This is a genomic window from Rahnella sp. P4_A8, from assembly GCF_056402435.1.
The window spans coordinates 168,480-190,338 of record NZ_JBFUHK010000003.1; the positions used below are offsets into that span (position 1 = coordinate 168,480).

Genomic DNA, 21,859 nt, shown 5'->3' on the forward strand with positions numbered 1-21,859 from the left:
AGAGAGGTTGCCATGAATCTTATCAGTATTCCGGCGTTGCAGGACAATTACATTTGGATGCTCGATGACCAGCAGGGGCATTGCCTGATCGTCGATCCCGGCGAAGCAGCGCCAGTTTTGGCCGCGTTGAAAAAGGCCAATTTAACCCCGACAGCCATCCTTCTGACACATCATCATCACGATCATGTGGGGGGCGTTGATGAGATTTCGAGCCATTTTCCGGGTCTAAAAGTATACGGACCTCACGAAACTGAGAATAAATTTAGTCAGACTAGTCTTAAAAATGGTGAAAAAAGGGTAATTGGCGGTCTGGAATGGCAGATCTTTGCTACGCCCGGTCATACGCTTGGTCATATTTCATACTATAGCGCGCCTTATCTTTTCTGTGGAGACACGATGTTTTCCGCCGGATGTGGTCGTTTGTTCGAAGGGACGCCGGAGCAAATGTACCAGTCGTTTCAACGGTTAGCGGCGTTGCCTGACGAAACATTAGTCTGCGCAGCACATGAGTACACTCTTTCAAATCTTAAGTTTGCGCGCTCTATTTTACCGGAGGATGATGATATTCTTTCTCATGAGCACAAAGTGCAACAAATGCGTGAAAAGGGACAATCTTCCCTGCCTTCAACCCTCGGTCTTGAGCGTAAAATCAACCTCTTTTTACGATGCGATGACGTTGATTTACAAAACAAATTAAACCTTAACGATCCCTTAAAGCCTGACTGGCAGGTTTTTGCCTATTTAAGGGCACTCAAGGATAGCTACTAGACCCAAAGGTTGTGTTTTTTTCCGAAGCAAAGTATTATCGCTCGTCTTTTAAGCAACTATGACACACACATGAAGGCAAACGCGATCCTAATAATCGCCTCCATGTTGCTCACAGGTTGCCAGGCGTCCAGGCAGGGCGTGAAGGTACCGGAACAACATGCACAGAGTTTGTCTTCAGCAAGTCAAAGTGAAGAAGCAGGACAGTTCACAGGTGATGGCCGAGCGGCCTCTGGGGGATGGTTGGATGGAAACGACACCGTCTCCCAACAAAATCTGTGGAACTTCATAGGCGACGAGCTGAAGATGAAGGTTCCGGATAATCCCCGGATCCGCGAGCAAAGAGTTAAATATTTAAAAAATAAGAGCTATCTCCACGATGTAACATTACGGGCAGAGCCGTACATGTACTGGATCACCGAGCAGATTAAGAAACGTAATATGCCGATGGAACTGGTACTGCTACCCATAGTGGAGAGCGCTTTTGACCCCAAAGCAACCTCATCAGCTAACGCTGCAGGGTTGTGGCAAATTGTGCCGCAGACGGGTCGAAACTATGGTTTGAAACAAAACCAGTGGTATGACGGACGCCGTGATGTTGTGGCTTCGACAACTGCTGCGCTTGATATGATGCAACGTCTGAACAAGATGTTTGGTGGCGACTGGTTACTGACCGTTGCTGCGTATAACAGCGGTGAAGGCCGTGTCATGCAAGCGGTGAAAGCGAACAAAGCCAGAGGCCGTTCCACGGATTTCTGGGCACTGGCGCTGCCACGTGAAACATCGATTTATGTGCCGAAAATGTTAGCCCTTAGCGACATTCTCAAGCACAGCAAGAAATACGGTATCAATCTGCCGAAACCGAGTGAAGACCGTGCTCTTGCGCGTGTTGAAGTCGGACAGCAGATGCAACTGACCCAGGCGGCTGAGATGGCGGGCATGTCCCTGACCAAGCTTAAGTCGTTTAACACTGGCTACAAGAAAAATGTAACCGCGCCGAATGGCCCGCATTACATTGTTCTGCCGAAGGCGCATGCCGACCAGTTAAAAGATTCACTGGCTGATGGCGATATTGCCGCAGTACAGGAAACCAAACTGGCCAGCAACACTCCGTCAGGTGCAAAACAGTACAAGGTTCGCTCCGGCGACAGCTTGTCTGGCATTGCAGCCCGGCTGAATGTGAAGACCCGTGATTTACAGCGTTGGAACAATTTGCGCTCAGCAGGCGCGTTAAAAGTTGGGCAAACACTGCAGGTGGCGGATAACAGCGTCAGCAATACCAGTGCCAATGGCGGCAGTATCACTTATCAGGTACGTAAAGGTGATTCATTGTCGAGCATTGCTAAGCGTCACGGCGTCAACATCAAGGATGTGATGCGCTGGAACACCAATGCCGACAACCTGCAGCCGGGCAACAAGTTAACGTTGTTCGTCAGCAACAAGATGAGTCCTGATACCTGATTCGAAAGGTACCGGTAATAAAAAAGCACCCTGAATATTCCGGGTGCTTTTTTTATGTCTGCGTTTTTTAGCGGACGAATTAAGCGTTATTGCGTCAGCGGTTTTCCCGCCATAAATTCTACCCGCAACGGGTTATGGTCAGAGGCTCGTGTTTCCATCACCGATGCGCTGGTGACGCTGAGATCCCGGTAGAAAATGAAGTCCAGCGGTCTGCCGAACGCCCGCTTGCGGTAATCAGAAGGAAAACGGACTTCCTCCAGATGGATATTTCCCGCAAAGCCAAACAAGGCATTGATACGCTGTTTGCTCCACGCATTAAAATCCCCGGCCATGATCACCGGCCCTTTGTGATTAGCAATCTGCTCACCAATCGGATCCAACTGCTTGCTGTAAACGTCGATGCCAATGCTGAAATTGACCGCATGAATGTTCACCACCATCAATAAACGACCATCTACAAGCGGATACACCGTAACTAAAGCCGATTTAGACAGCCTCAGAAGCGGCTCACGCTCACGCAGCGGGCAACAATAAACCGGATGTGCCGCAGAGAGTGTCATCACGCCAGAGGGGTGCTGAGGCAGCATAAAGGCAGGCACCTGATCGGCGGCCAGATAATTTGAGGTCGCGTAACGGATCAGTTCAGGGGTTGTCTGGGCTTCCTGAAGCAAGACCAGTTGCGCATCTTTGCCATAATCACGCAGAACTGACAACCAGTCAGCCCGCTGTTGTTTGAAGATATTCCACACCATCACGCGCAAAATATTCGAATTGGGCAGTGCAGCACCCGGCGGCAAATCTGGTCCTAAATGTGCGAGGACTCCCGGAAAGATTTGCTCTGCGGGCTGACCTGCGACATACCTCATTGCATATGTTTTTTTCCGCACGCTAATCGCCTGTTTACCCGTTATATCGTTGCTATATGAGAGAGATTCTCACAGCGAAAGCTCAGTATACGCCCGCAAGCGCTCAGGCCAAATCTGTTTACATTGGTATACAACCTGGTCACATCTATAGGCTAGCATAAAAATAAAAACGGCCCGCCAGAGGCGAGCCGTGCAGACGCAGAATGACAGGATAATCAGGCCAGCGCCGCTTTGGGTTTTCGGTCCAGATGGCCGCTCAGGCAGATAAGCAGCAGCGCACCCGCGACGATAACCGCTCCAATCCATGGCGTTTGCGCCAGGCCAAGGGTGGAAACCACCTGCCCGCCAATCACTGACCCCAGGGCAATACCGACGTTAAAGGCCGCAATGTTCAGGCCGGAAGCAACATCGACCGCATTTGGCGTCACCTCTTCGGCTTTCTGCACCACATAAACCTGTAATCCCGGTACGTTACCGAAAGCAAAGATGCCCATCACCAACAGCGTGATTAACGCCGGAATACCGAAACCTGAAGTGAACTGGAAAATCAGGAGCAGCACAGCGAGTGCGGCAAAAATAATCGTCAGCGCTTTGACTGCGCCATGACGGTCAGCCAGTTTGCCGCCCCAGATATTCCCGATGGCCACCGACACGCCATACGCCAGCAGGATCCAGCTCACCATGCTGGCTGAGAAACCGGCTTGTTCCTGCATCATCGGAGCAAGGAACGTAAAGGTAGTGAATACGCCACCGTAACCCAGCGCGGTAATGGCGTAAATGAGTAACAGTCGCGGATTCATCAGCACTTTTACCTGATCTACAATGCGTGACGCAGGTTTGTTTTTGATGTTATTGGGCACCAGAATAGCGCTGGCAATAATCGCCACGACACCAATAACTGACACGGCGAGGAAGGTTTCGCGCCAGCCAAAATGCTGACCTATAAATGTCCCGAGCGGCACACCGGTCACCAGCGCGACGGTCAGACCGCCAAACATCAGCGCAATCGCAGAAGCCGCTTTTTCTTTCGCCACCAGACTGGTGGCGATCGTCGAGCCAATAGAGAAGAAAACGCCATGCGCCAGACCGGTCAGCAGACGCGCCATCACCAGCGTGCTGTAATTCGGTGACTGCCACGCCAGCAGATTACCCAGCGTGAACAACACCATCAAACCAATCAGCAGCGCTTTGCGCGGTACGCGGCTGGTCAGCGCCGTCAGAACCGGCGCGCCAATCGCCACACCGAGGGCGTATATAGACACCAGCAAACCGGCTGACGGGACCGAAACCCCCAGTTGCTGCGCGATAGTCGGCACCAGCCCGACGATGACAAACTCTGTTGTTCCTATAGCAAACGCACTGATGGTCAGTGCTAATAGTGCAAGCGGCATAACCTTTACTCCACATGAATATCGATTTGATGGCGACGATTATCAGCTTGTGCTTAAATGACTTAAATAACCAAAGTATCAATTTATTTATGCCGGAGTAACAACAATGCGAGCCAGTTCCGAAGAGTTGATTACGTTTGTGACTGTGGTGGAAAGTGGCAGTTTCAGCCGTGCCGCTGAACAACTGGGTCAGGATAATTCAGTGGTCAGCCGGACATTAAAACGTCTGGAACAAAAGCTGGGGATCACCCTGCTCAACCGCACCACGCGTCAGATCAGCCTGACGCACGAAGGCGAGCGCTATTTCGTCCGGGTACAAAAAATCCTGCATGAGATGGCGGCTGCAGAAGATGATTTGCTGGAGAACCGCGACGATCCGCAGGGGCTGTTGCGAATCGATGCCGCAACCCCGGTCATTTTGCATGTCATTTCACCGCTGGTGGCCGAATTTACTGAACGTTTCCCGAAGATGTCGCTCGCACTATTCTCCTCCGAGAGCAATATCAATCTGATCGACCATAAAGTGGATGTGGCGATCCGCGTCGGTGAGCTGGAAGATTCCAGCCTGCGGGCGCGCAAACTGATGCTGAGCTATCGCAGCGTGCTGGCTTCGCCGGATTACCTGAAAAAATGGGGAACGCCGCAAAGCGCCGATGATTTACTGAAACACCGTTGTCTGGGCTTTAACGAAGTGGTTGCGCTGAATAAATGGCCGCTGCTGTGCGCTGACGGTCAGCAACTGACGGTCACACCATTTATCAGTTCAGGAAGCGGTGAAACACTGCGCAGGCTGTGTTTGCAGGGCAATGGTATTGCCTGTCTGTCGGATTTTATGACTGATGAAGATGTGGCGCGGGGTGATTTGGTAAAACTGCTGGTGCCGGACATTATGCGCATCGCCATGCCGTTGCACGCGGTGTATTACAGCGATCAGACCGTCAGCACACGTATCCGGTGTTTTATTGATTTTCTCAGTGAGAAGCTTGGGGCTGGAAGAGCTTAAATGCCTGCTTCTCCCCCTTTGCAGGGGGAGGCGTTGTGGATCAATCCCACGCAGGCGCCAGACCTTCAGGGCTGACCAGACGCCCGTTGCGTTCAAGCGCAGCGATCTGCTGCATATCCGCATCTGTCAGCGTCAGTTGTTGCGCCAGCAGATTACTTTGCAGGTTTTCACGTTTGGTCGATGACGGGATCACCGCGTAACCCAGTTGCAATGCCCAGGCCAGAACGATCTGTGCAGGTGTTGCGTTATGGCGGGCGGCAATCTCAATAATCGTCGAATCTTTCAACGCGTCGCCGTAAGCCAGCGTCATGTAAGACGTCACGGCAATACCGTTCTGGCGGGCAAAATCGACTACGGTCTGGTTTTGCAGGAACGGTGAAAGTTCAATCTGGTTAGTCGCAATCTGATCCGCGCCCACCGCGTCGATCGCTTCCTGCATCAGTGCAACGGTAAAGTTGGAAATACCAATTTCACGGGTCAGGCCCATTTTCTTCGCCTCAACGAGCGCATGCATTGTTTCTGCCACGCTGACGGCCTGATTCGGTGACGGCCAGTGGATCAGCGTCAGATCGACATAATCGGTTTTCAGTTTGCGCAGACTGTCTTTCAGGCTGTCGATGACTTTGTCAGCCGCAAGGTTTTCAATCCAGATTTTGGTGGTGATGTAAAACTCTTCACGCGAGACACCGCTTTCAGCCAGTGCATCGCCGACAGCCGCTTCGTTGTCATAAATTTGTGCGGTATCGATGGCGCGATAGCCCAGTTCCACGGCGGTGGCTACGGACGCTTTGACCACGTCATCTTTCAGGCGGAATGTGCCCAGACCGAATGCAGGAATACTCATACTGTTCTCTCTTTTAATGTTTCAGGAAGATAAATCTTGGAGAGAGTATGGACTGCGCATTCATGGATAAAAACGACCGCTTTGCCAGAAGACTTTTGATGTGAGCGCAATAATCAGGAAAGGGAAAAACGGGTCCAGTGCCGTGAAACCTGCCAGATAAAACCGCCTGACGCGGCATCAAACCGATATTCATCAACGTCAGAGACACCGGCAGGCAACGCCAGCGCGCGCATCACGGACTCATCCGCAGCGCACCATAACCGGCTTTCAGCGGCAAGTTGTGAAGTAAACTGCTGATTGTCTGGATCCAGGCGAAGCCTGTCCATCTGCCACACACTGCCGCCCTGCTGTTTCAGCCACGCTTCACGCAGACACCATAGCTGCCAGAACGCCGTTTGCGGGCAAGCCTGTTCCACCAGCCACTGACATTCGATATCACTGAATGCGGCGCGTGCCACGTTAAGATAACGTGGGCGCGGGCGGATTTGCTCCACATCACCGCCACTTTCACCCGCCGGACATAACAACAGTTGCAGATGATTTTTACTGTGGCTGAGGGAGAAATGTGGCAGAGAAGCATCCGCAAAAGACGGTTTTCCCTGCGCGGAAATCTGCAGAGCGGGTAAGTTGTCACAGCCATTGAAAACTGACATGGCCTCGGCCAGAAGCGCCCTGCCCGCGTACCATTGCTGGCGGCGGGCAGGATTCATCCCTTCACTTTTTTCGAGCCATTCTGCGGGCAAACGTGACAACGAAAAGTTGTCATCCAGCGACGCAGTAATGACACGCGCAACATTCATCGTTACGGCCAGCGACGGAAAACTAAAGAGGTATTAATTCCACCGAATGCAAAGTTATTCGACTGGATAAATTCAGTCTGAATATGACGTGATTCGCCCATTACGTAGTCGAGTTCGCCGCAAAGCGGATCCGGCTGCGTCAGGTTGATAGTCGGCACGAACCGGTCTTCGCGCATCATTTCCAGCGACATCCACGCTTCCAGTGCACCGCAGGCACCGAGTGTATGACCAAAGTAGCTTTTCAGTGACGAGATTGGCGTCTGATTGCCAAACACCGCAGCGGTCGCGTGGCTTTCGGCAATATCACCGCGGTCGGTGGCCGTGCCATGTGCACTGATATAACCGATTTCAGAAGCAGGTATACCGGCATTTTTCAGCGCTTTTTCGATGCAAATCTGCATCGTCGATTGCTGCGGCTGAGTGATATGGGACGCGTCGCAGTTAGTGGCAAAACCCACGATCTCGGCGTAAATTTTCGCACCGCGCGCCTGTGCATGTTCCAGTGACTCGAGGATCAGTGCCCCGGCACCTTCGCCGATCACCAGTCCGTCGCGCTGCGTATCAAACGGACGCGGCGACAGTTCAGGATGCTCATTTTGCTGGCTGGTGGCAAACAGCGTGTCAAACACAGCAGCTTCTGACGGGCAAAGTTCTTCCGCGCCGCCTGCCACCATCACCGTCTGGTAACCGTGTCTGATGGCTTCATAGGCATAACCGATCGCCTGGCTGCCCGAGGTGCAGGCGCTGGAGGTTGGGATCACCCGTCCTTTCAGGCCAAAGAACAAACCTGCATTCACCGCTGTGGTGTGCGGCATCATCTGCACGTAAGTCGTACCGGTAATATTGTTAGTGTGCTTTTCCGTCAGCATGGTAGCGAATTCGCTGACCGGACCCGTGCTGCCAGTGGATGATCCGAAGGCAATACCGGTTTCGCCGTCAGTCAGCACCGGGTCTTCCAGTAAACCGGCCTGCTCCAGCGCCAGTTCAACCGCACGGGTTGACAGCAGGGAGACGCGGCCCATCGAACGGATGCGCTTGCGGGTGTAATGCGCCGGGATAACAAAATCATCCACCGGCGCACCCAGATGCGTATTCAGCCCCTGGTAAATCAGCCATTCGTCCATGTGGCGGACAGCGTTTTTACCCTGTTGCAGGCGGGTGGAAATCTCGTCCCAATGGTTGCCGAACGCCGTTATGCCTTTCATACCGGTAATGACTACGCGCTGGCTCATACCATGCCTCCGTTGATGGAAATCACCTGGCGGGTCACATAACCGGCGATATCTGACATCAGATAGCTTGCCAGTCCGGCAACTTCTTCTGCCCGGCCCATACGTTTGAGCGGGATCATACCCATTGCGGCATCGAGTGCCGTTTTTTCCATATCCAGCATGCCAGTGTCGATCAGCCCCGGCGCAATACAGTTAACAGTGATTTTGCGTTTCGCCAGTTCCAGCGACAGCGCTTTACAGGCACCGATAATTCCGGCTTTCGCCGCGCTGTAGTTGACCTGTCCGCGGTTGCCCGTAATACCGGAAACCGAGGAAAGCGCGATTATACGCCCGCCCTGACGCAGCCCAATCATCGGCATCACGCAGGGCTGTAAAACATTGTAGAAACTGTCGAGATTGGTGTGGATCACGCCGTCCCAGTCTTCGTCGGTCAGTGCCGGAAACGCCGCGTCGCGGGTAATCCCGGCATTATTAATCACACCGTAGTACGCGCCGTGCGCCTCAATATCGGCTTCAATAACGTCGCGGCACTGCTGGCGGTTGCTGATATCAAACTGCACAATTCGCCCGCTGCCGCCGTTGTCGGTTATCTGTTGCAGGGTGCTTTCTGCCCCTGCTTTATCGCTGTGGTAGTGAATGACCACCAAAAAACCATCGCCGGCTAACTGGCTGGCAATGGCTTTGCCGATCCCTTTGCTGGCACCGGTTACTAATACCGAACGCATCATTCCTGTTTCCCCTGAGTTAACTTAATAAGTTCATCCTTGTCTGGCTGGTATGTATTCAGCCGTCCTTTTGCAACCTGCAGGTTGTCTTTTTCTTGTTTAATGCAGATCACGCCTTCGAAGCTGGCGAGTTTTTCATCGCGCAGCACCATTGAGACGCTGATGAATAATTCACTGCCTGCCGCAAATTCCGGCACGCTGCATTTCAAAGCCCTGCCGCCCAGCAACATGCCAACCTGAGGCGGTTCGCTACTTTGTGCACCGTGCCAGCCGCTCCAGACGCCGACCGTTTGCGCGATAAGCTCAAGGGCATACCACGCAGGTAACGCGCCACGGACATTGAGAAACGGCGCCAGCACGCTGTTTTCGGACACCACCACGCTGCACAGCGCGGTCTCTTCTGTGACGCTAAGTACCTTATCCAGCAAAACCATCGGTGATTCATGCGGCAGATAATGCTCCGCGCTGAGCATACTCATGACGGCCTCCCGATCACAATGCAGGCGTTATTACCGCCAAAGGCAAACGAGTTGGAGAGAATAACGGGTTTCGCCAGCGTTTCGCCTTTTTCCACCAGCCGGATCGCCGCCAGACGGGTATCACGGGGCATCACGCTGAAATCCTGTGGCGGCAGGTTAAGATTTTGCGTCAGGATCAGCCAGCCCAGCGCCGCTTCTGTCGCACCCGCCGCGCCCAGCGTATGGCCAGTGAGATGCTTGGTCGAACTGCACGGCGTCTGGCTGCCAAACAGCCGGTGTATGACAGCGGCTTCTGCCTGATCATTGAGCGGTGTGGCGGTACCGTGTGCGTTGATGTAACCCACGTCTGCCGCACTCAGCCCGGCCTGCGCCAGTGCCATGCGGATTGCCCGTTCCGCGCCGAGGCCTTCCGGATGCGGTGCAGACATATGCCACGCATCGGATGATTCGCCAGCCCCCAGTAATGCGACGTCTGCGGGCTCACGGGTCAGCAGGATCAACGCCGAGGCTTCACCGATATTGATGCCATCACGATCTTGCCCGAACGGCGTACAGCGTCCGCGGGAGAAAGATTCCAGGCTGTTGAAGCCGTTCACCGGCATCCGGCACAGGCTGTCAGCGCCACCCACCAGCGCCGCGTCGGCCAGCCCTGCGTCAATCAGGCGTTTCCCGCTGATAATCGCTCGCGCGCTGGATGAGCAGGCTGTTGATAATGTGTAAGCCGGGCCACAGAGATCCAGCAACTCCGCCATAAAAAGTGAAGGATCGCCCAGTTCCTGTTGCTGGTAATCATAGCCCGACGGAAATTGCCCATGCCGGTGCAGATGGCGCACCGCCTCTTCGCCTTCGGCAATGCCCGAGGTACTGGTGCCCATAATGACCGCGACACGATCTTTACCGTACCGGCTGACAGCCGCGTGAACCTGAGACTCAATCTGTGCCAGCGCAGCCAGCAACAACTGGTTGTTGCGGCTGCGGTGCGCTGACAGAGAGCCGGGGATCGCGGGCAGTTCGCCGGTCACCGCGCCGAGCCAGACCGGCCGTTCTTCCGTCAGCCAGCCTTCCTGCAACGACATTCCCGGCGCGGCACCTGATGTCAGGCTGGCAGCGATTTGCGCATTGCTGTTTCCCAGCGCGTTAACCATGCCCACGGCCGAAAAATAAATCATGTTAGTCACCCACATTCTGGATAGTTATCTGGTAGTGGAACGCCATCTGCGTGATGGATACCGGCTGACGTCCGCTGCCCTGTGGCAGATAGTCGATGCGGGTGATCGTATGGCCCTGGTTATCCAGTAACGTGCGGCGCAGCGGCTGATCGTCCAGTTTCCAGCCCGCCGGCAACAGCGGCTGCCAGCGCTGCGCTGGCCAGTAGCTCAGCATAATATCGGCCAGAACTTGATTTGCTGGAGGTAAACCGTCGATCTTCATGGCCTGTTCGGTGTGGATCCCCGTTTGATCGTAGACCACTTTGAACAGGCGGATCCCCAGAGGGGAAAGCCCGGCAAGCTGTAACGACTTTCCATCCGCATTGAGCAGCACCAGCAAAGACTGTTGTTTACCTTTCACCGTGGCCGTCAGCAACTGCTGCTGGCTGACCGGTTTATCCAGGGTGGGCGCGGGTAATTTCACCTGCACGCCGCGTTTCAGCCAGGCTTGCGGCTGCGTATCTGAAGGGGGATTTGTCGCGCATCCGACAAGCATAAAAATCAGAAGTGTCAGCGCTGGCAGCATAAGCCGGGTCATTTTTTGCGTCCTCTTTTTTTAGCTGGCAAGGTCAGTGGCGACAACAGAAATGCCGTTAATATGCCAAAGCTCAGCACGATGCCAAAACTGCTGATCGCCTGCGTGGAACTGAACACCAGCATACCGAACGTCAGCAACGTGGTGACCGCAGCCATAAAAATGGCAAACATGGATGTCGTCGGCGTGCCGCGTGGATTGGTGAAAAACAGGGTGTAATTGATGCCGATCCCCAGCACCAGAATCAGCGCCAGCAGGGAGAACAAATTAAGATTATGGCCACTGAAGCCCAGCGCAGCGACGCCCATCCCAAGGGAAAGTAAGGTCGGAACCAGGCAAACAAGCCCGTGTGGCAGGCGAAAACGCCAGAGATAAGTGACCGCAATGACTGCAACGGCGAGCGCCAGTAGCCAGGTCAGATAAACACGGTATTGCGAAAACAGTTCGCTGAATTCAGTTTTACGATCGATCCAGCCGGTCCCCGGCATGGATGCCGCCAGCGCCGCCATGGCTGCGCTGTCATGAACGCCATTCACCGGGATCAGTGCGGCGCTGCGCCCGTCCGGCAGGGACAGCCACAACAAACGCCAGCCCTCACTGACCACGCTGTTGCGCCATTCCGGCACATCAACCGTCTGCGCACTGAGATCCGGCTTCGCCACCGGGATCCCCGCCTGCTGCAATTGTGCAATAATTTGCGGTGCGTGCTGGCGAAGCAGCGATAAATCCCGCTGCTGCTGTGCCTGAGAAGGCAGAGTGATCGCCCGGAATCCGTCAATCACCCCCTTCTCTTTGGCCTGCGCCAGCTTTGGCCGCAATGCTTCCAGACGTTGCAGTGTCTGCTCTGCGCTATCGCCGTATACCACCAGCCATTTCTGATCGTTCGTCTGCCCGGTCAGCGCGGCAATTTGCTGTTCCTGTAGTTGCAAACCAGCCGGAAGAGATTGCAAATCCGCAATGTCATCATTGATTTTCAGCCGCGATATTCCTGCCACCACCAGCACTAAAATCAGTAACGGCAGGCCAATGCGCACAGCTTTGCGACTACGCCAGGCCAGTAACCAGCGCATGATCAGCGTCAGCCCCGGCGCTGGCCCTGTCGGCAAACGCCTGGACAAATACGGATACCAGCACATCACGGTGATGCAGGCCGCACTCAGCCCAGCGGCGGCAAACACTGCCAGCTGCCGCAAGCCGGGGAATGGCGCAATCAGCAACATCAGATAGGCCACCACCGTGGTCAGCAGCGCCACCGATAACGCAGGGAACAGTTTTTTCAGACTTTCCAGCGGTGTGCTGGAATCGCCATGCACCCGCCGTTCGGTCAGGAAATACAGCGTGTAATCGGCAGAAATACCAACAATGCTGGTGCTCAGCACCAATGTCATCACGTGGATTTCACCAAATACCCACAGGGTAAACACCGTGCCTGACAGCGCGCCGATAGCGATTGATAGTAAGCTGAGCAGCATCGGCAGGACCGAACGAAACATCAGTAAAATCAGCACAAACACGCCAGTTACTGACGCCGCACCAATCGTGGAAAGATCGTGCTCAGCCTGCTGGCTGGCATAATTGCTGTAGAAAATCGTGCCACGCTCAAGCACTTTTGCACCCGGCCAGCGCGCCTCAAAAGCTTCTTTCACCGCACCAAGAGCCGCTACGGTTTGTTTAGCCGACGTGATGTCATAAGAAGACGCCTTCAGCTCGCCATGCACCATGTACCAGCTACGCCCCTTTTTATCACGGACCATCAGCCAGCCCTGATCCAGCGTCATACCGCCGCTGCTCTGCTGTTGCGCCATCTGCGAGGCACGAACCAGCAATAACGGATCGTTTGCCAGCTCTTTGCCACTGACGCCTGAAAATGCCGAATAGATCTGGCCGAGGATCCACTGACTTTGCGCATCAGCGCCCGATTTCAGACGCTGGCGTGTGGCGTCATCGAGCAACGCATTGCGATGTTTGAAGAAGAAAGTGCCCCACTCCTGCTGACGCTGTGCGTCCATCGAGCCCTGTACCTGACTCAGTTCAGGCAGCGCCTGCAAATGCTTCAGCCACTCAGCAGCGGGCTGAATACCCGCTCCCGGCGGCGGGCTGACCAGCCACATAAGCTGGCGATCCAGACGCTGAGTAAAGCCGTCAGAAAAAGCCTGCGGAATATCCGTTTCCTGCTGCTGCGGCAACAGCGCCAGAACGCTGCTGTTAATCTGGCTGCGTGGCAGTAACCAGAACAACGCTGCGACCAGTAGCACGATAATCAGCAGCCAGCTTTGCGCCAGTTTTCGATGAAGGTCAGGATGCAAAATGGCGTTTCTCTGCGTCAGTCAGCATGGCAGGCGTCGTTTTCTGATTGAAGAAACGAATATGCGTGGCGTCGCCCTGCATGTCATTAATATCGATATTGTTCAGAAAGGTTTCGCCATTGAGCGTAATACTGCGGAACAGACGGTTTAGCGGCGAGACCTTCGGCGTCAGAATCAGCGTCCAGGCGCCTTTACCGTGATCGGTAAAATCAAGCGAAAAATTCTCTTCCAGCACCTTGCGGTCTGCGTGGAACAGCGCGCTGAGCAAGGAATTAAACTGGAACATTTGCGGATTCGTCTCCGCCGTGACCACCTGTGGCTGCTGCCCCGCCATGATTTGCACCATGCGGTTTTCAGTCAGTAATAATGTCAGGCTGAACGGTTTTTCCTGCTGCCACCACAGCCCTTGTTGCCGGGCAATCAGCAGATTTCCGCTGGAATTGAGCGGTTGCGCCATCCCGCTGATGGTTCTTTGCTGCGCAAATTCAGCACGGAGTACCGGCACCTGACTGAAGCGCTGTTGTAATTCTTCCAGCGTAACAGCGTTTGCCGTTACGCTGAAAACCGTCAGTACAAATAGCAAAAAGGCTTTCACAGGCTGACTCCTGTTTTATCAAAAAGAACCTGCGGCGAGACAAAACACATTTCTTTGGTGGCAGCGTCTACCGCGACCTGTAACGTGTAACCTGTCGTTGTGCGTTTACCGGTTTCGATGTCGTAAATCTGATAGCCGATGCGCAAACGGTTTTCGATTTCCTCAAGCTGCGCATGAACGGCAATACGCTGTTCAAAGAGCAGCGGCGCGATATATTTCACGCGGGTATCAACAATCGGCCAGACATAACCTGACGCTTGCATCTGACGATAACCGTAATCAAATTGCTTGAGTAACTGCTCGCGCGCGACTTCCAGATAACGGAAATAGTTGCCATGCCAGACCACGCCCATTGCATCTGCGTCGTGGAAAGGAACCGTGATTTCAACGCGGGTAGAAAATCGCGGATCGTTAAAACGCGGATCAAGTTTGGAAGTCATATCAGTCAGGTTTCCTGTCAGGGGCAACATCCGTCGGATGTTGCCAGAAATCATAAAAATTGAACCAGTCGTGAGGCGCCAGCAGGCTGTAATGCTCAAGTCGTGCGGCATAGTGATCGACGGCAGACTGTAACGCAGACAGGCGGCTGGCACGCGGCAGGATCAGAGGATCCGCAAAAGATTCGCAGTAAATATGCAGACGCTGTCGCTGCATGATGCCAAACATCAGCATGACGGGCGCGCGTAGCGCTGCAGCCAGAATAAAGGGCCCCTGCGGGAATGCGGCGGGTTCACCCAGAAACTCGCTGTAAATCACGCGGGCATGCTCTCCACGCTGATGAGGACTGGCAGATGTCCGGTCGCCGACAATCGCCACCCACTCACCGGCATCCAGTTTTTCCTGCAATAAAATGGCGGTCTCCGGCCCCATCTTGTTCACCTGGATAAGGTTAACCACGGCCTGCGGGTTAATCTCTTTCATTACCTGATTGAACCGCTCGGCATGTTCGGTAAATACCAGCGCATTAACGGTAATGCGGTGATTGAGCGCGCCAATCGCGCGGCAGGATTCGATATCGCCTAAATGCGAGGCGAGGATCACCGTGCCACGCCCCGAGGCAATRTGCGATTCGCAAATTTCGGGATTGACCAGTACCGCATCGGTCAGGGTTTTATCGCCCTGCCAGCTCGCCAGTTTACTCAGCATAGATTCACCAAACCGCATGAAATGCCGGAAAGTGCTCAGCGGATAAGGCAGGGAAATATTGCGATGTGCGGCCGTTACGCGGACACGTTCCAGCCAGTTGGCAGAGGCATTGCGCTGTTTGCGGCCGGTAAGCCAAAAATAGGTGATGACCGGATAAAGCAGCAGACGAAAAGCCTGATATCCCAGTGTCCGGTAAACCGCCAGCATCAGGCGAATACCCCACAATCCTTTGCGTTCCTGTGTAGCAGACCAGTGCCGGGGACATTTTCTTCGCTGACGCAGCAAATAAGGAATACGCGGCAACATGCCAAAAAACAGCCGCGTGTGCATCCAGGAAATCTGCAGATTGTCCTTCACTGCATCAAAATGCGAGAGGCCATCTTCGGGATAGGTCACCCGCGTGGGCAGGAAACGGCTGCGCGTGCCCTGCCAGTAAAGGCGCACCATGATTTCCGTATCGAAATCCATCCGTAAACCCAGTGTTTTTTCCGCCATCAGTTGCAGACAAGGTTTGAGAGGATACACGCGAAATCCACACATACTGTCTTTGATTGAGAATGACAGGGTTTCAATCCAGACCCAGAAATGGGTGATATAGCGGCCATACAGGCGCGATTTCGGCACACTGTCATCGTAAACCGGCTGCCCGGAGATCAGACAATCCGGATGACTTCTGGCTTCAGACAGCATCGCGGGAACGTCTGAAAGCTGATGCTGGCCGTCGGCATCCACCTGTAAGGCGTGCGTAAAGCCTTTTTCAACGGCCAGCCGCAGGGCCGCCATCACAGCCCCACCTTTCCCCTGATTTACAGTTAATCGCGTCAGGCTCATCCACGGCGTCACACTGGCCAGACGTTGCAACTCTTCTGCTGTCTGCTCGTCGCTGCCATCATCCACCACAATGCAGGGCAAACCGAATGGCCGGAGACTCTCCAGTACGCCGGCCATCATCGGCCCGTGGTTGTAGCAGGGAATAATCAGGCAGGGAGAAAATGGGGCTGGCGGCATCATGGACATAAGGTTATTTTCCCGCTGCTGGCAATCGCCTCGCCCACGCTGTAACGGAATACCAGCCGCTGTTTTTCTTTCAGCCAGTCGATGTGCAAATCTACGGTTTCTTCAGGCAAAAGTGGTCGCTGGAATTTCACCACTTCCATGCCGGAAAATGCTTTATCCAGCCCCAGAAGTTCTTCGGCGTAGCCCATGACCCAGTTCACCTGCGTCACACCAGGCAAAATCGGAGACGACGGGAAATGGCCTTTAAACCAGAATAAATCCGCAGACAACCGGAGCGTGAGAAGCAGACGGGTGTCGCTGACGAGTTGCTGGTTCAGCACTTGAGGCAAAATCATAAGAACAGTTCCTGTAATTCAGCAGTCGCGCGTTTGCCTTGCTGGTTAAGAGGAATGGCAGACGCCAGACGCCAGTATCGCGGCACAGAGACCGGCGATAACCACTGGTGCAGCGTCAGGCGAATCTGCCCAAGCAGCGCGGCCTGCCCCTGCGCCTGTAATAACAGCTCTCCGCCGTGACTTAATACCAGTACGGCTGCGATATAAAGCCGCCCCTGTTTTTCGAGTGTCAGCACGCTGGCGTCGCTTAAAAGATCCAACGCACACAAACGCTGCTCAATTTCAGTCAGTGAGATCCGCTGCTCTGCAATCTTAACGATCCGATCCTTACGGCCTAAAAGAACAAACTGGCGTTGTCCGGCGGGCAATAGCTGGATTTTATCACTGAGGATCATGCCTTCCGGCTGCGGGAGCAGCGGAGAAATCAGGGAAATATTGCCATCAGCACAGGAAGAGAATCGGATATTTTCAAAAAGCGTCCAGGCTTCGTCTGGCTGATGTTGCGTACGAAAAGCAATAATGCCGCTTTCGCTGGTGCCGTAGATTTCTGTCGGCAGACAACCACAGACATTTTCTACCAGCAAGGCGGCCGCATTACTTAGCGGGCCTCCGGCAGAAAAGACATGCCGGCAGTGGGTTGGCTCCAAAGCCGGATCAAGGCGTTTAAGAAAGGCCGGACTGCTGGTCAGCACCAAAGTATTTTTACTGGCAAGTGACTGCAACTGTTCGTGATACTCCACACTTTTCGTCGCAAAAGGCCGGCCAAGCGACAGCGGCAACATAAAAGCAAAACTCAGGCCGTACATATGATGAGGCGCCACGGTGGCAACAAAGTGTGCATCTGCGAATTGATCGCCCCATCGCGCTGAAAGCCACTGGCTCTCCAGTTCAAGACAGGTAATTGGTTTGATTATTTTTTGCGGTTTACCGGYCGAACCGGAGGTAAATAAGTGAAGCGCGGGATTTTCTGGCCAGTTGGGTAAAACAGTCAATGGCTGATCCACTGAGCAAGGCAAACGCAGAACAGGGCAATCAATCGTCAAATCAAGATCGGTTATTAACGCATCAAATTCATCGCGTTGTTCAGCCAGAACGACCGGGCGAAAATGTCCAGGTAAAACCGGCGTGTTACCGCTGTAAAGCACTGCCAGCAGCGCCACGGCAAATGAATAGTTATCTTCAAAACACAATGCCCAGCGGGTATGCGATGTCGCGCTGATATGAGTCAGCAGAGATAATACGTCCTGGCGGAAATCACACTGACGCCATTCCCGGCTTTCGCTCCAGGCAACCAGATAATCATCTGCTCTTTCCGTGCTTAGCCATTTGCACATTGGCAGCGTCATGGCTGGCGCAGACGCTTTCTGACTATCCATTCAATACCCATTAATAAGCCAATCAGCAGATAACTGATCCCGCCGTTGTAAAGAGCCCATAGGGCCATATCGCCTTTCAGGCAGGTATATAAAGCAAATGATCCATTCCACAGAAAAAAAATGCACCAGACCTGGGTGACACGGCGTGTATAAACAACACCTTCGGGCGGTAAATCGGGTTCATTCAGTCGCGCAAGACGTTCAACCAAAGATTGCCGGGCGTATAAGGAACTGAAAAATACCCCCAGTAATAAAGCATTTACCGCGACCGGGTAATACAACAGCATAGAGGTTTCGCGTAATAAAAGGCTGCTGGCGACCAGCACAATCCCTGAGGCCGCAATCGCTTTTCCAAAAAAAGTTAACTGGGATAATTTTCCGCGAAAAGTCAGTAATCGCAGAATAAAGACAGCAATCAGCACAGGTGCCAGAACGCTAATTCCCCAACTTTTTAAACCGCACCATACGGCTAGCGGATAGACAATAACCGCCACCGGCATCGCCCAGCGGGCAATCTTCGCAACCTGAGAAAATGAGAAGCGCCGGGGTTTATCCACAAAAAAGATACCCACACATACTATGGCGCCGGGGAATTAAGTAATTCATCTATGGCATCAACAACATCCTGAACGGTGCGAACAGATTTAAACATTTCAGGCTTAATTTTTCTGCCAGTGATTTTCTGCAAATGAACCACCAGATCAACAGCATCAATGCTGTCTAATTCCAAATCCTCATAGAGTTTTGCATCCGGGCGGATATCATCTTCATCGATTTCAAATAGCTTGACTAATAACGCGCTAATCTGCTGGTAAATTTCTTGCTTCTGCATAGGAATCTCTTTAACCACGCTGTACTGATATAAATCTGGCCAAACTTTCAACAGAATAAAAGTGCTCGCGCATTTCCTGACTTTCCGCCGAAAGGATCACACCGTATTGCTTCTTTAATGCCAGACCAAGCTCAAGGGCATCAATAGAATCCAGCCCTAATCCGTCACCAAAAAGTGGGGCCTGCGTCTCTATCTCATCTGGCGTCATTCCTTCCAGATTCAGCGTCTCAATGATAAGTGCTTTTATGTCGTTACTTAATGAATCCATGACTTAATTCTCATTATTTTGCATATTGCTGCGCATCAACTCAGTGCACAAATACTGCGTCAGACGCCGTGCAGCCAAAGCAGGTGAAAGATCGCTTTCATCTAAAAAGTCTTCAGCCTTTACCTTATCGGCAACGGTAATCACAAACTGAGGTTTTACACGGGGAATTTCGTACCACTTCCCATTTTTTGTCAGCATGGGTGGCTGACATGAAATATGGACAATCCTGACATCACACCCCGCCCTCAGAGCAATGTTAGCGGCACCACGCTGCAGCGTCATCGGTTTCTCAGGTAAGGAGCGCGTTCCTTCCGGGAAAATTAACAGCGTACCGCCTGCTTGCAACCGGGTTTCACAGGCCTGCAACAGAGCGTCAGACCCAGAGTTAATCAGGTAGCCCGCCGCTTTTATCACTCCGCTTAAGAATGGGTTTTGCAACAAAGCCTGTTTGACGATGCAGTCACAACGCGGCATCCGGGATGCCAGGATCACATAATCAAGAAGGCTGGGATGATTCGCCACGATCAGACACCCGGTATCTTGCTGAAACTTTTCATCACCGGTAAACCGGTAATCCATCACTCCCACCCTCCGTAATCCACTCAGAAAAAACCTAAAACTATTACGGATGCTGTTTAGCGTCATTCGGTGCAATCTGTCGGGTTGCCGGATGATCAGTCGCAACAGATTAAACCAGATAATAGAAAGCAACAGCCCGCCAATTCCGAAAAGTGCGAAAAAGAATCCAGTTACCAGCCATCGCCAGATGCGATTTACCAGAGAAGACTTTTCTTCGGGTACTAGCGTTTCTCTCATCACAAATCCCGAACCCATTGCCAGCTATGGCGGCTATCTGCACTGACATTGAATAAAGAAGAGGAAGAAAGATAACCTCGCAGAAATTGCAGACTCTGCGGAATTTCTGAATTCAGATCCTCACCCGGCAATGAAATACGCTGGCACTGCAAACTATCGCCAGAAGTTAATATTATTGCTACAGCGTAAGGTAGAAACTCAGAATTTACCGATTCGTTATATATATCTGGGATTTCACCATCAAAATCGACCAGCATGACGCTGGAAGCACCGGTTGCCAGCATCGACTGAGCTTCCAGTATCCCTTGCTGAAAACTGTCTTTTCCGGCTGCTAATGAGGTTACCGGCAACGGATTTTTGCTAATAATGGTAAGCCAACCTGCTGCGGTATTATGTACTGACATGGAGAATTCAGTCGGAGATAAAGCGTCTTCCTCTGCCAGAGAATGCAAAATGCGCCCTGTATTCTCCAGCTCACCATGGCGGCTGGTAAAAATTGCCGCATCTACGTTGTTATTGGCGAGCAATGCAAGCCCGGCATCAACAGAAAAACGACTGCCGGTACTCATTCGACGTGCTGACATCATTGGAATTTGCTGGCTTTTGGGGTTCTCACCGGAAAATGTATTTATATCTGAGCACTGAGCCCATTGGATCCAGTGCTCACAACTATCGACTCCCGGAGCCACTGCCCGCCAGTCCAGTATATCCAATGAGAATTTCATAATGATGATCTTTGTGATTATTCCAAATTGAGACTTTATGGTATTTTATTGGAACTTGCATCTGTAATCTGACAACTTATTGAACTGGATTAAGAATTTTAGTACTCATTTATTATGAGCTTTATTAGTACTTTGCAGGTTTATCTGAACACACAAATTTTTCAATTTGATACAAAGTATTCCCTGGATGTCTGGATATACTTATTCTTTGATAAATTCAAACTGATAACCATTCTATTTAGTTAAAGATAATAGTTTAATATCAGTTAACTCCTCAGGATTAAATCCTGTAAGAAACGCCGATGAGATAAACGTGAGCCTGTGAGATAATAAATATATCAGAGAAAGAAAGGAGTCCGGTTTGCATTTTCACTGGAAAATAAATGCAAAAAGTCCCTGAATCTTTCGATTCAGGGACTATGCAATAATTGGCGGAACGGACGGGGCTCGAACCCGCGACCCCCTGCGTGACAGGCAGGTATTCTAACCAACTGAACTACCGCTCCACCGGTTCTTTCACACGTATCAGCAATCGTCTGATACCTGTTTGTTCCTGTTATTTTCCTTGTCAGGGGAAAAGGAACTAATTTGATGCCTGGCAGTTCCCTACTCTCGCATGGGGAGACCCCACACTACCATCGGCGCTACGGCGTTTCACTTCTGAGTTCGGCATGGGGTCAGGTGGGACCACCGCGCTACTGCCGCCAGGCAAATTCTGTTTCATCCATACCGCTCACCCTACATCAGGCTTGCACTACGAACCAATCTCGGAACTTCAGCTGAAAATCTACTTCAAGTCTCTAAAAACACCTTTGGTGTTGTAAGGTTAAGCCTCTCGGGTCATTAGTACTGGTTAGCTCAATGCATCGCTGCACTTACACACCCAGCCTATCAACGTCTTAGTCTTAAACGTCCCTTTAGGTGGCTTAAAGCCACAGGGAAGACTCATCTCGAGGCAAGTTTCGCGCTTAGATGCTTTCAGCGCTTATCTTTTCCGCATTTAGCTACCGGGCAATGCCATTGGCATGACAACCCGAACACCAGTGATGCGTCCACTCCGGTCCTCTCGTACTAGGAGCAGCCCCTCTCAATCTTCCAACGCCCACGGCAGATAGGGACCGAACTGTCTCACGA

General features: G+C 52.6%; 23 protein-coding genes, 1 tRNA gene and 2 rRNA genes. 3 read left to right on the forward strand and 23 right to left on the reverse strand.

What is annotated here, in order from left to right; genetic code table 11:
* The first annotated feature begins 12 nt into the window (after positions 1-12).
* Together gloB and mltD are read left to right on the forward strand one after the other, a co-directional pair.
* Positions 13-768, forward strand: a complete 756-nt coding sequence (gloB, locus tag AC1DUO_RS03205; RefSeq protein WP_013574248.1) for a hydroxyacylglutathione hydrolase — start codon at positions 13-15, stop codon at positions 766-768.
* A gap of 69 nt (positions 769-837) precedes the next feature.
* Positions 838-2,226, forward strand: a complete 1,389-nt coding sequence (gene mltD / locus AC1DUO_RS03210) for a murein transglycosylase D (protein WP_037036550.1) — start codon at positions 838-840, stop codon at positions 2,224-2,226.
* Positions 2,227-2,312: 86 nt separating this feature from the next.
* On the opposite strand, the gene AC1DUO_RS03215 is transcribed toward mltD, so the two are convergent.
* Together AC1DUO_RS03215 and AC1DUO_RS03220 are read right to left on the reverse strand one after the other, a co-directional pair.
* Entirely contained in the window at positions 2,313-3,113 is an 801-nt protein-coding gene (locus AC1DUO_RS03215) for an endonuclease/exonuclease/phosphatase family protein (protein ID WP_013574246.1), read from the reverse strand.
* 194 nt (positions 3,114-3,307) lie between these two features.
* The gene (locus tag AC1DUO_RS03220; protein ID WP_037036552.1) at positions 3,308-4,483 is read right to left on the reverse strand and encodes an MFS transporter; all 1,176 of its coding nucleotides are present in this window, start codon (positions 4,481-4,483) and stop codon (positions 3,308-3,310) included.
* A 106-nt stretch (positions 4,484-4,589) separates the two neighbouring features.
* On the opposite strand from AC1DUO_RS03220, the gene yafC reads away from it, so the two are divergent.
* A complete protein-coding gene (gene yafC / locus AC1DUO_RS03225) occupies positions 4,590-5,486 on the forward strand; it encodes a DNA-binding transcriptional regulator YafC (protein ID WP_013574244.1) in 897 nt (298 codons plus the stop codon).
* A 40-nt stretch (positions 5,487-5,526) separates the two neighbouring features.
* Here yafC and dkgB read toward each other — a convergent pair whose 3' ends face one another.
* From dkgB to AC1DUO_RS03330, 21 genes are all read right to left on the reverse strand, one after another.
* On the reverse strand, positions 5,527-6,330 hold the full coding sequence (gene dkgB / locus AC1DUO_RS03230; protein WP_013574243.1) for a 2,5-didehydrogluconate reductase DkgB: 804 nt from the start codon (positions 6,328-6,330) through the stop codon (positions 5,527-5,529).
* Between the two features lie 113 nt (positions 6,331-6,443).
* On the reverse strand, positions 6,444-7,130 hold the full coding sequence (locus tag AC1DUO_RS03235; protein WP_477986482.1) for a 4'-phosphopantetheinyl transferase superfamily protein: 687 nt from the start codon (positions 7,128-7,130) through the stop codon (positions 6,444-6,446).
* A 2-nt stretch (positions 7,131-7,132) separates the two neighbouring features.
* Positions 7,133-8,362 carry a beta-ketoacyl-ACP synthase gene (locus tag AC1DUO_RS03240; protein ID WP_013574241.1) on the reverse strand — a complete coding sequence of 410 codons (1,230 nt, stop codon included), beginning with the start codon at positions 8,360-8,362 and terminating at the stop codon, positions 7,133-7,135.
* The gene (locus AC1DUO_RS03245; protein WP_013574240.1) at positions 8,359-9,090 is read right to left on the reverse strand and encodes a 3-ketoacyl-ACP reductase FabG2; all 732 of its coding nucleotides are present in this window, start codon (positions 9,088-9,090) and stop codon (positions 8,359-8,361) included. The genes AC1DUO_RS03240 and AC1DUO_RS03245 overlap by 4 nt, the downstream gene beginning before the upstream one ends.
* Positions 9,087-9,566, reverse strand: a complete 480-nt coding sequence (locus AC1DUO_RS03250) for a hotdog family protein (RefSeq protein WP_449632197.1) — start codon at positions 9,564-9,566, stop codon at positions 9,087-9,089. Before AC1DUO_RS03250 ends, AC1DUO_RS03245 begins: the two co-directional genes overlap by 4 nt.
* Entirely contained in the window at positions 9,563-10,735 is a 1,173-nt protein-coding gene (locus AC1DUO_RS03255) for a beta-ketoacyl-[acyl-carrier-protein] synthase family protein (RefSeq protein WP_421588927.1), read from the reverse strand. The genes AC1DUO_RS03250 and AC1DUO_RS03255 overlap by 4 nt, the downstream gene beginning before the upstream one ends.
* A gap of 1 nt (position 10,736) precedes the next feature.
* Positions 10,737-11,312: a DUF3261 domain-containing protein gene (locus AC1DUO_RS03260; RefSeq protein ID WP_449632196.1), complete on the reverse strand. Its 576-nt coding sequence runs from the start codon at positions 11,310-11,312 to the stop codon at positions 10,737-10,739.
* Positions 11,309-13,615 (reverse strand): MMPL family transporter, encoded by a 2,307-nt coding sequence (locus AC1DUO_RS03265; RefSeq protein WP_477986486.1) that lies wholly within the window; start codon positions 13,613-13,615, stop codon positions 11,309-11,311. Before AC1DUO_RS03265 ends, AC1DUO_RS03260 begins: the two co-directional genes overlap by 4 nt.
* Positions 13,605-14,210, reverse strand: a complete 606-nt coding sequence (locus tag AC1DUO_RS03270) for a LolA family protein (RefSeq protein WP_013574235.1) — start codon at positions 14,208-14,210, stop codon at positions 13,605-13,607. Before AC1DUO_RS03270 ends, AC1DUO_RS03265 begins: the two co-directional genes overlap by 11 nt.
* Entirely contained in the window at positions 14,207-14,650 is a 444-nt protein-coding gene (locus AC1DUO_RS03275; protein WP_013574234.1) for an acyl-CoA thioesterase, read from the reverse strand. The genes AC1DUO_RS03270 and AC1DUO_RS03275 overlap by 4 nt, the downstream gene beginning before the upstream one ends.
* Before the next feature lies 1 nt (position 14,651).
* Entirely contained in the window at positions 14,652-16,367 is a 1,716-nt protein-coding gene (locus AC1DUO_RS03280; RefSeq protein ID WP_477986498.1) for a glycosyltransferase family 2 protein, read from the reverse strand.
* Complete coding sequence (locus tag AC1DUO_RS03285; protein ID WP_217243985.1) at positions 16,364-16,708, reverse strand: 3-hydroxyacyl-ACP dehydratase FabZ family protein; 345 nt, start codon at positions 16,706-16,708, stop codon at positions 16,364-16,366. Before AC1DUO_RS03285 ends, AC1DUO_RS03280 begins: the two co-directional genes overlap by 4 nt.
* Positions 16,705-18,084: an AMP-binding protein gene (locus AC1DUO_RS03290; RefSeq protein ID WP_477986490.1), complete on the reverse strand. Its 1,380-nt coding sequence runs from the start codon at positions 18,082-18,084 to the stop codon at positions 16,705-16,707. Before AC1DUO_RS03290 ends, AC1DUO_RS03285 begins: the two co-directional genes overlap by 4 nt.
* Positions 18,051-18,584 (reverse strand): COG4648 family protein, encoded by a 534-nt coding sequence (locus tag AC1DUO_RS03295; RefSeq protein WP_153374965.1) that lies wholly within the window; start codon positions 18,582-18,584, stop codon positions 18,051-18,053. Before AC1DUO_RS03295 ends, AC1DUO_RS03290 begins: the two co-directional genes overlap by 34 nt.
* A 77-nt stretch (positions 18,585-18,661) precedes the next feature.
* On the reverse strand, positions 18,662-18,916 hold the full coding sequence (locus AC1DUO_RS03300; RefSeq protein WP_037036563.1) for an acyl carrier protein: 255 nt from the start codon (positions 18,914-18,916) through the stop codon (positions 18,662-18,664).
* Positions 18,917-18,926: 10 nt separating this feature from the next.
* On the reverse strand, positions 18,927-19,184 hold the full coding sequence (locus tag AC1DUO_RS03305) for a phosphopantetheine-binding protein (protein ID WP_013574228.1): 258 nt from the start codon (positions 19,182-19,184) through the stop codon (positions 18,927-18,929).
* 3 nt (positions 19,185-19,187) lie between these two features.
* Positions 19,188-20,000, reverse strand: a complete 813-nt coding sequence (locus tag AC1DUO_RS03310) for a lysophospholipid acyltransferase family protein (RefSeq protein ID WP_121019615.1) — start codon at positions 19,998-20,000, stop codon at positions 19,188-19,190.
* Positions 20,000-20,725: a beta-ketoacyl synthase chain length factor gene (locus tag AC1DUO_RS03315; protein ID WP_477986494.1), complete on the reverse strand. Its 726-nt coding sequence runs from the start codon at positions 20,723-20,725 to the stop codon at positions 20,000-20,002. Before AC1DUO_RS03315 ends, AC1DUO_RS03310 begins: the two co-directional genes overlap by 1 nt.
* Positions 20,726-21,154: 429 nt before the next feature.
* Positions 21,155-21,231 (reverse strand) — tRNA-Asp (locus tag AC1DUO_RS03320).
* 87 nt (positions 21,232-21,318) lie between these two features.
* Positions 21,319-21,434, reverse strand: a 5S ribosomal RNA gene (gene rrf, locus AC1DUO_RS03325).
* 113 nt (positions 21,435-21,547) lie between these two features.
* A 23S ribosomal RNA gene (locus AC1DUO_RS03330) occupies positions 21,548-21,859 on the reverse strand; the annotation flags it as partial.

Coding starts and splice junctions, on each gene's coding strand:
- gloB (WP_013574248.1), top strand. CDS start 13: ATGAATCTTATCAGTATTCCGGCGTTGCAGGACAATTACATTTGGATG.
- mltD (WP_037036550.1), top strand. CDS start 838: ATGAAGGCAAACGCGATCCTAATAATCGCCTCCATGTTGCTCACAGGT.
- AC1DUO_RS03220 (WP_037036552.1), bottom strand. CDS start 4,483: ATGCCGCTTGCACTATTAGCACTGACCATCAGTGCGTTTGCTATAGGA.
- yafC (WP_013574244.1), top strand. CDS start 4,590: ATGCGAGCCAGTTCCGAAGAGTTGATTACGTTTGTGACTGTGGTGGAA.
- dkgB (WP_013574243.1), bottom strand. CDS start 6,330: ATGAGTATTCCTGCATTCGGTCTGGGCACATTCCGCCTGAAAGATGAC.
- AC1DUO_RS03235 (WP_477986482.1), bottom strand. CDS start 7,130: ATGAATGTTGCGCGTGTCATTACTGCGTCGCTGGATGACAACTTTTCG.
- AC1DUO_RS03240 (WP_013574241.1), bottom strand. CDS start 8,362: ATGAGCCAGCGCGTAGTCATTACCGGTATGAAAGGCATAACGGCGTTC.
- AC1DUO_RS03245 (WP_013574240.1), bottom strand. CDS start 9,090: ATGATGCGTTCGGTATTAGTAACCGGTGCCAGCAAAGGGATCGGCAAA.
- AC1DUO_RS03250 (WP_449632197.1), bottom strand. CDS start 9,566: ATGAGTATGCTCAGCGCGGAGCATTATCTGCCGCATGAATCACCGATG.
- AC1DUO_RS03255 (WP_421588927.1), bottom strand. CDS start 10,735: ATGATTTATTTTTCGGCCGTGGGCATGGTTAACGCGCTGGGAAACAGC.
- AC1DUO_RS03260 (WP_449632196.1), bottom strand. CDS start 11,312: ATGACCCGGCTTATGCTGCCAGCGCTGACACTTCTGATTTTTATGCTT.
- AC1DUO_RS03275 (WP_013574234.1), bottom strand. CDS start 14,650: ATGACTTCCAAACTTGATCCGCGTTTTAACGATCCGCGATTTTCTACC.
- AC1DUO_RS03285 (WP_217243985.1), bottom strand. CDS start 16,708: ATGATTTTGCCTCAAGTGCTGAACCAGCAACTCGTCAGCGACACCCGT.
- AC1DUO_RS03295 (WP_153374965.1), bottom strand. CDS start 18,584: ATGCCGGTGGCGGTTATTGTCTATCCGCTAGCCGTATGGTGCGGTTTA.
- AC1DUO_RS03300 (WP_037036563.1), bottom strand. CDS start 18,916: ATGCAGAAGCAAGAAATTTACCAGCAGATTAGCGCGTTATTAGTCAAG.
- AC1DUO_RS03305 (WP_013574228.1), bottom strand. CDS start 19,184: ATGGATTCATTAAGTAACGACATAAAAGCACTTATCATTGAGACGCTG.
- AC1DUO_RS03310 (WP_121019615.1), bottom strand. CDS start 20,000: ATGAGAGAAACGCTAGTACCCGAAGAAAAGTCTTCTCTGGTAAATCGC.
- AC1DUO_RS03315 (WP_477986494.1), bottom strand. CDS start 20,725: ATGAAATTCTCATTGGATATACTGGACTGGCGGGCAGTGGCTCCGGGA.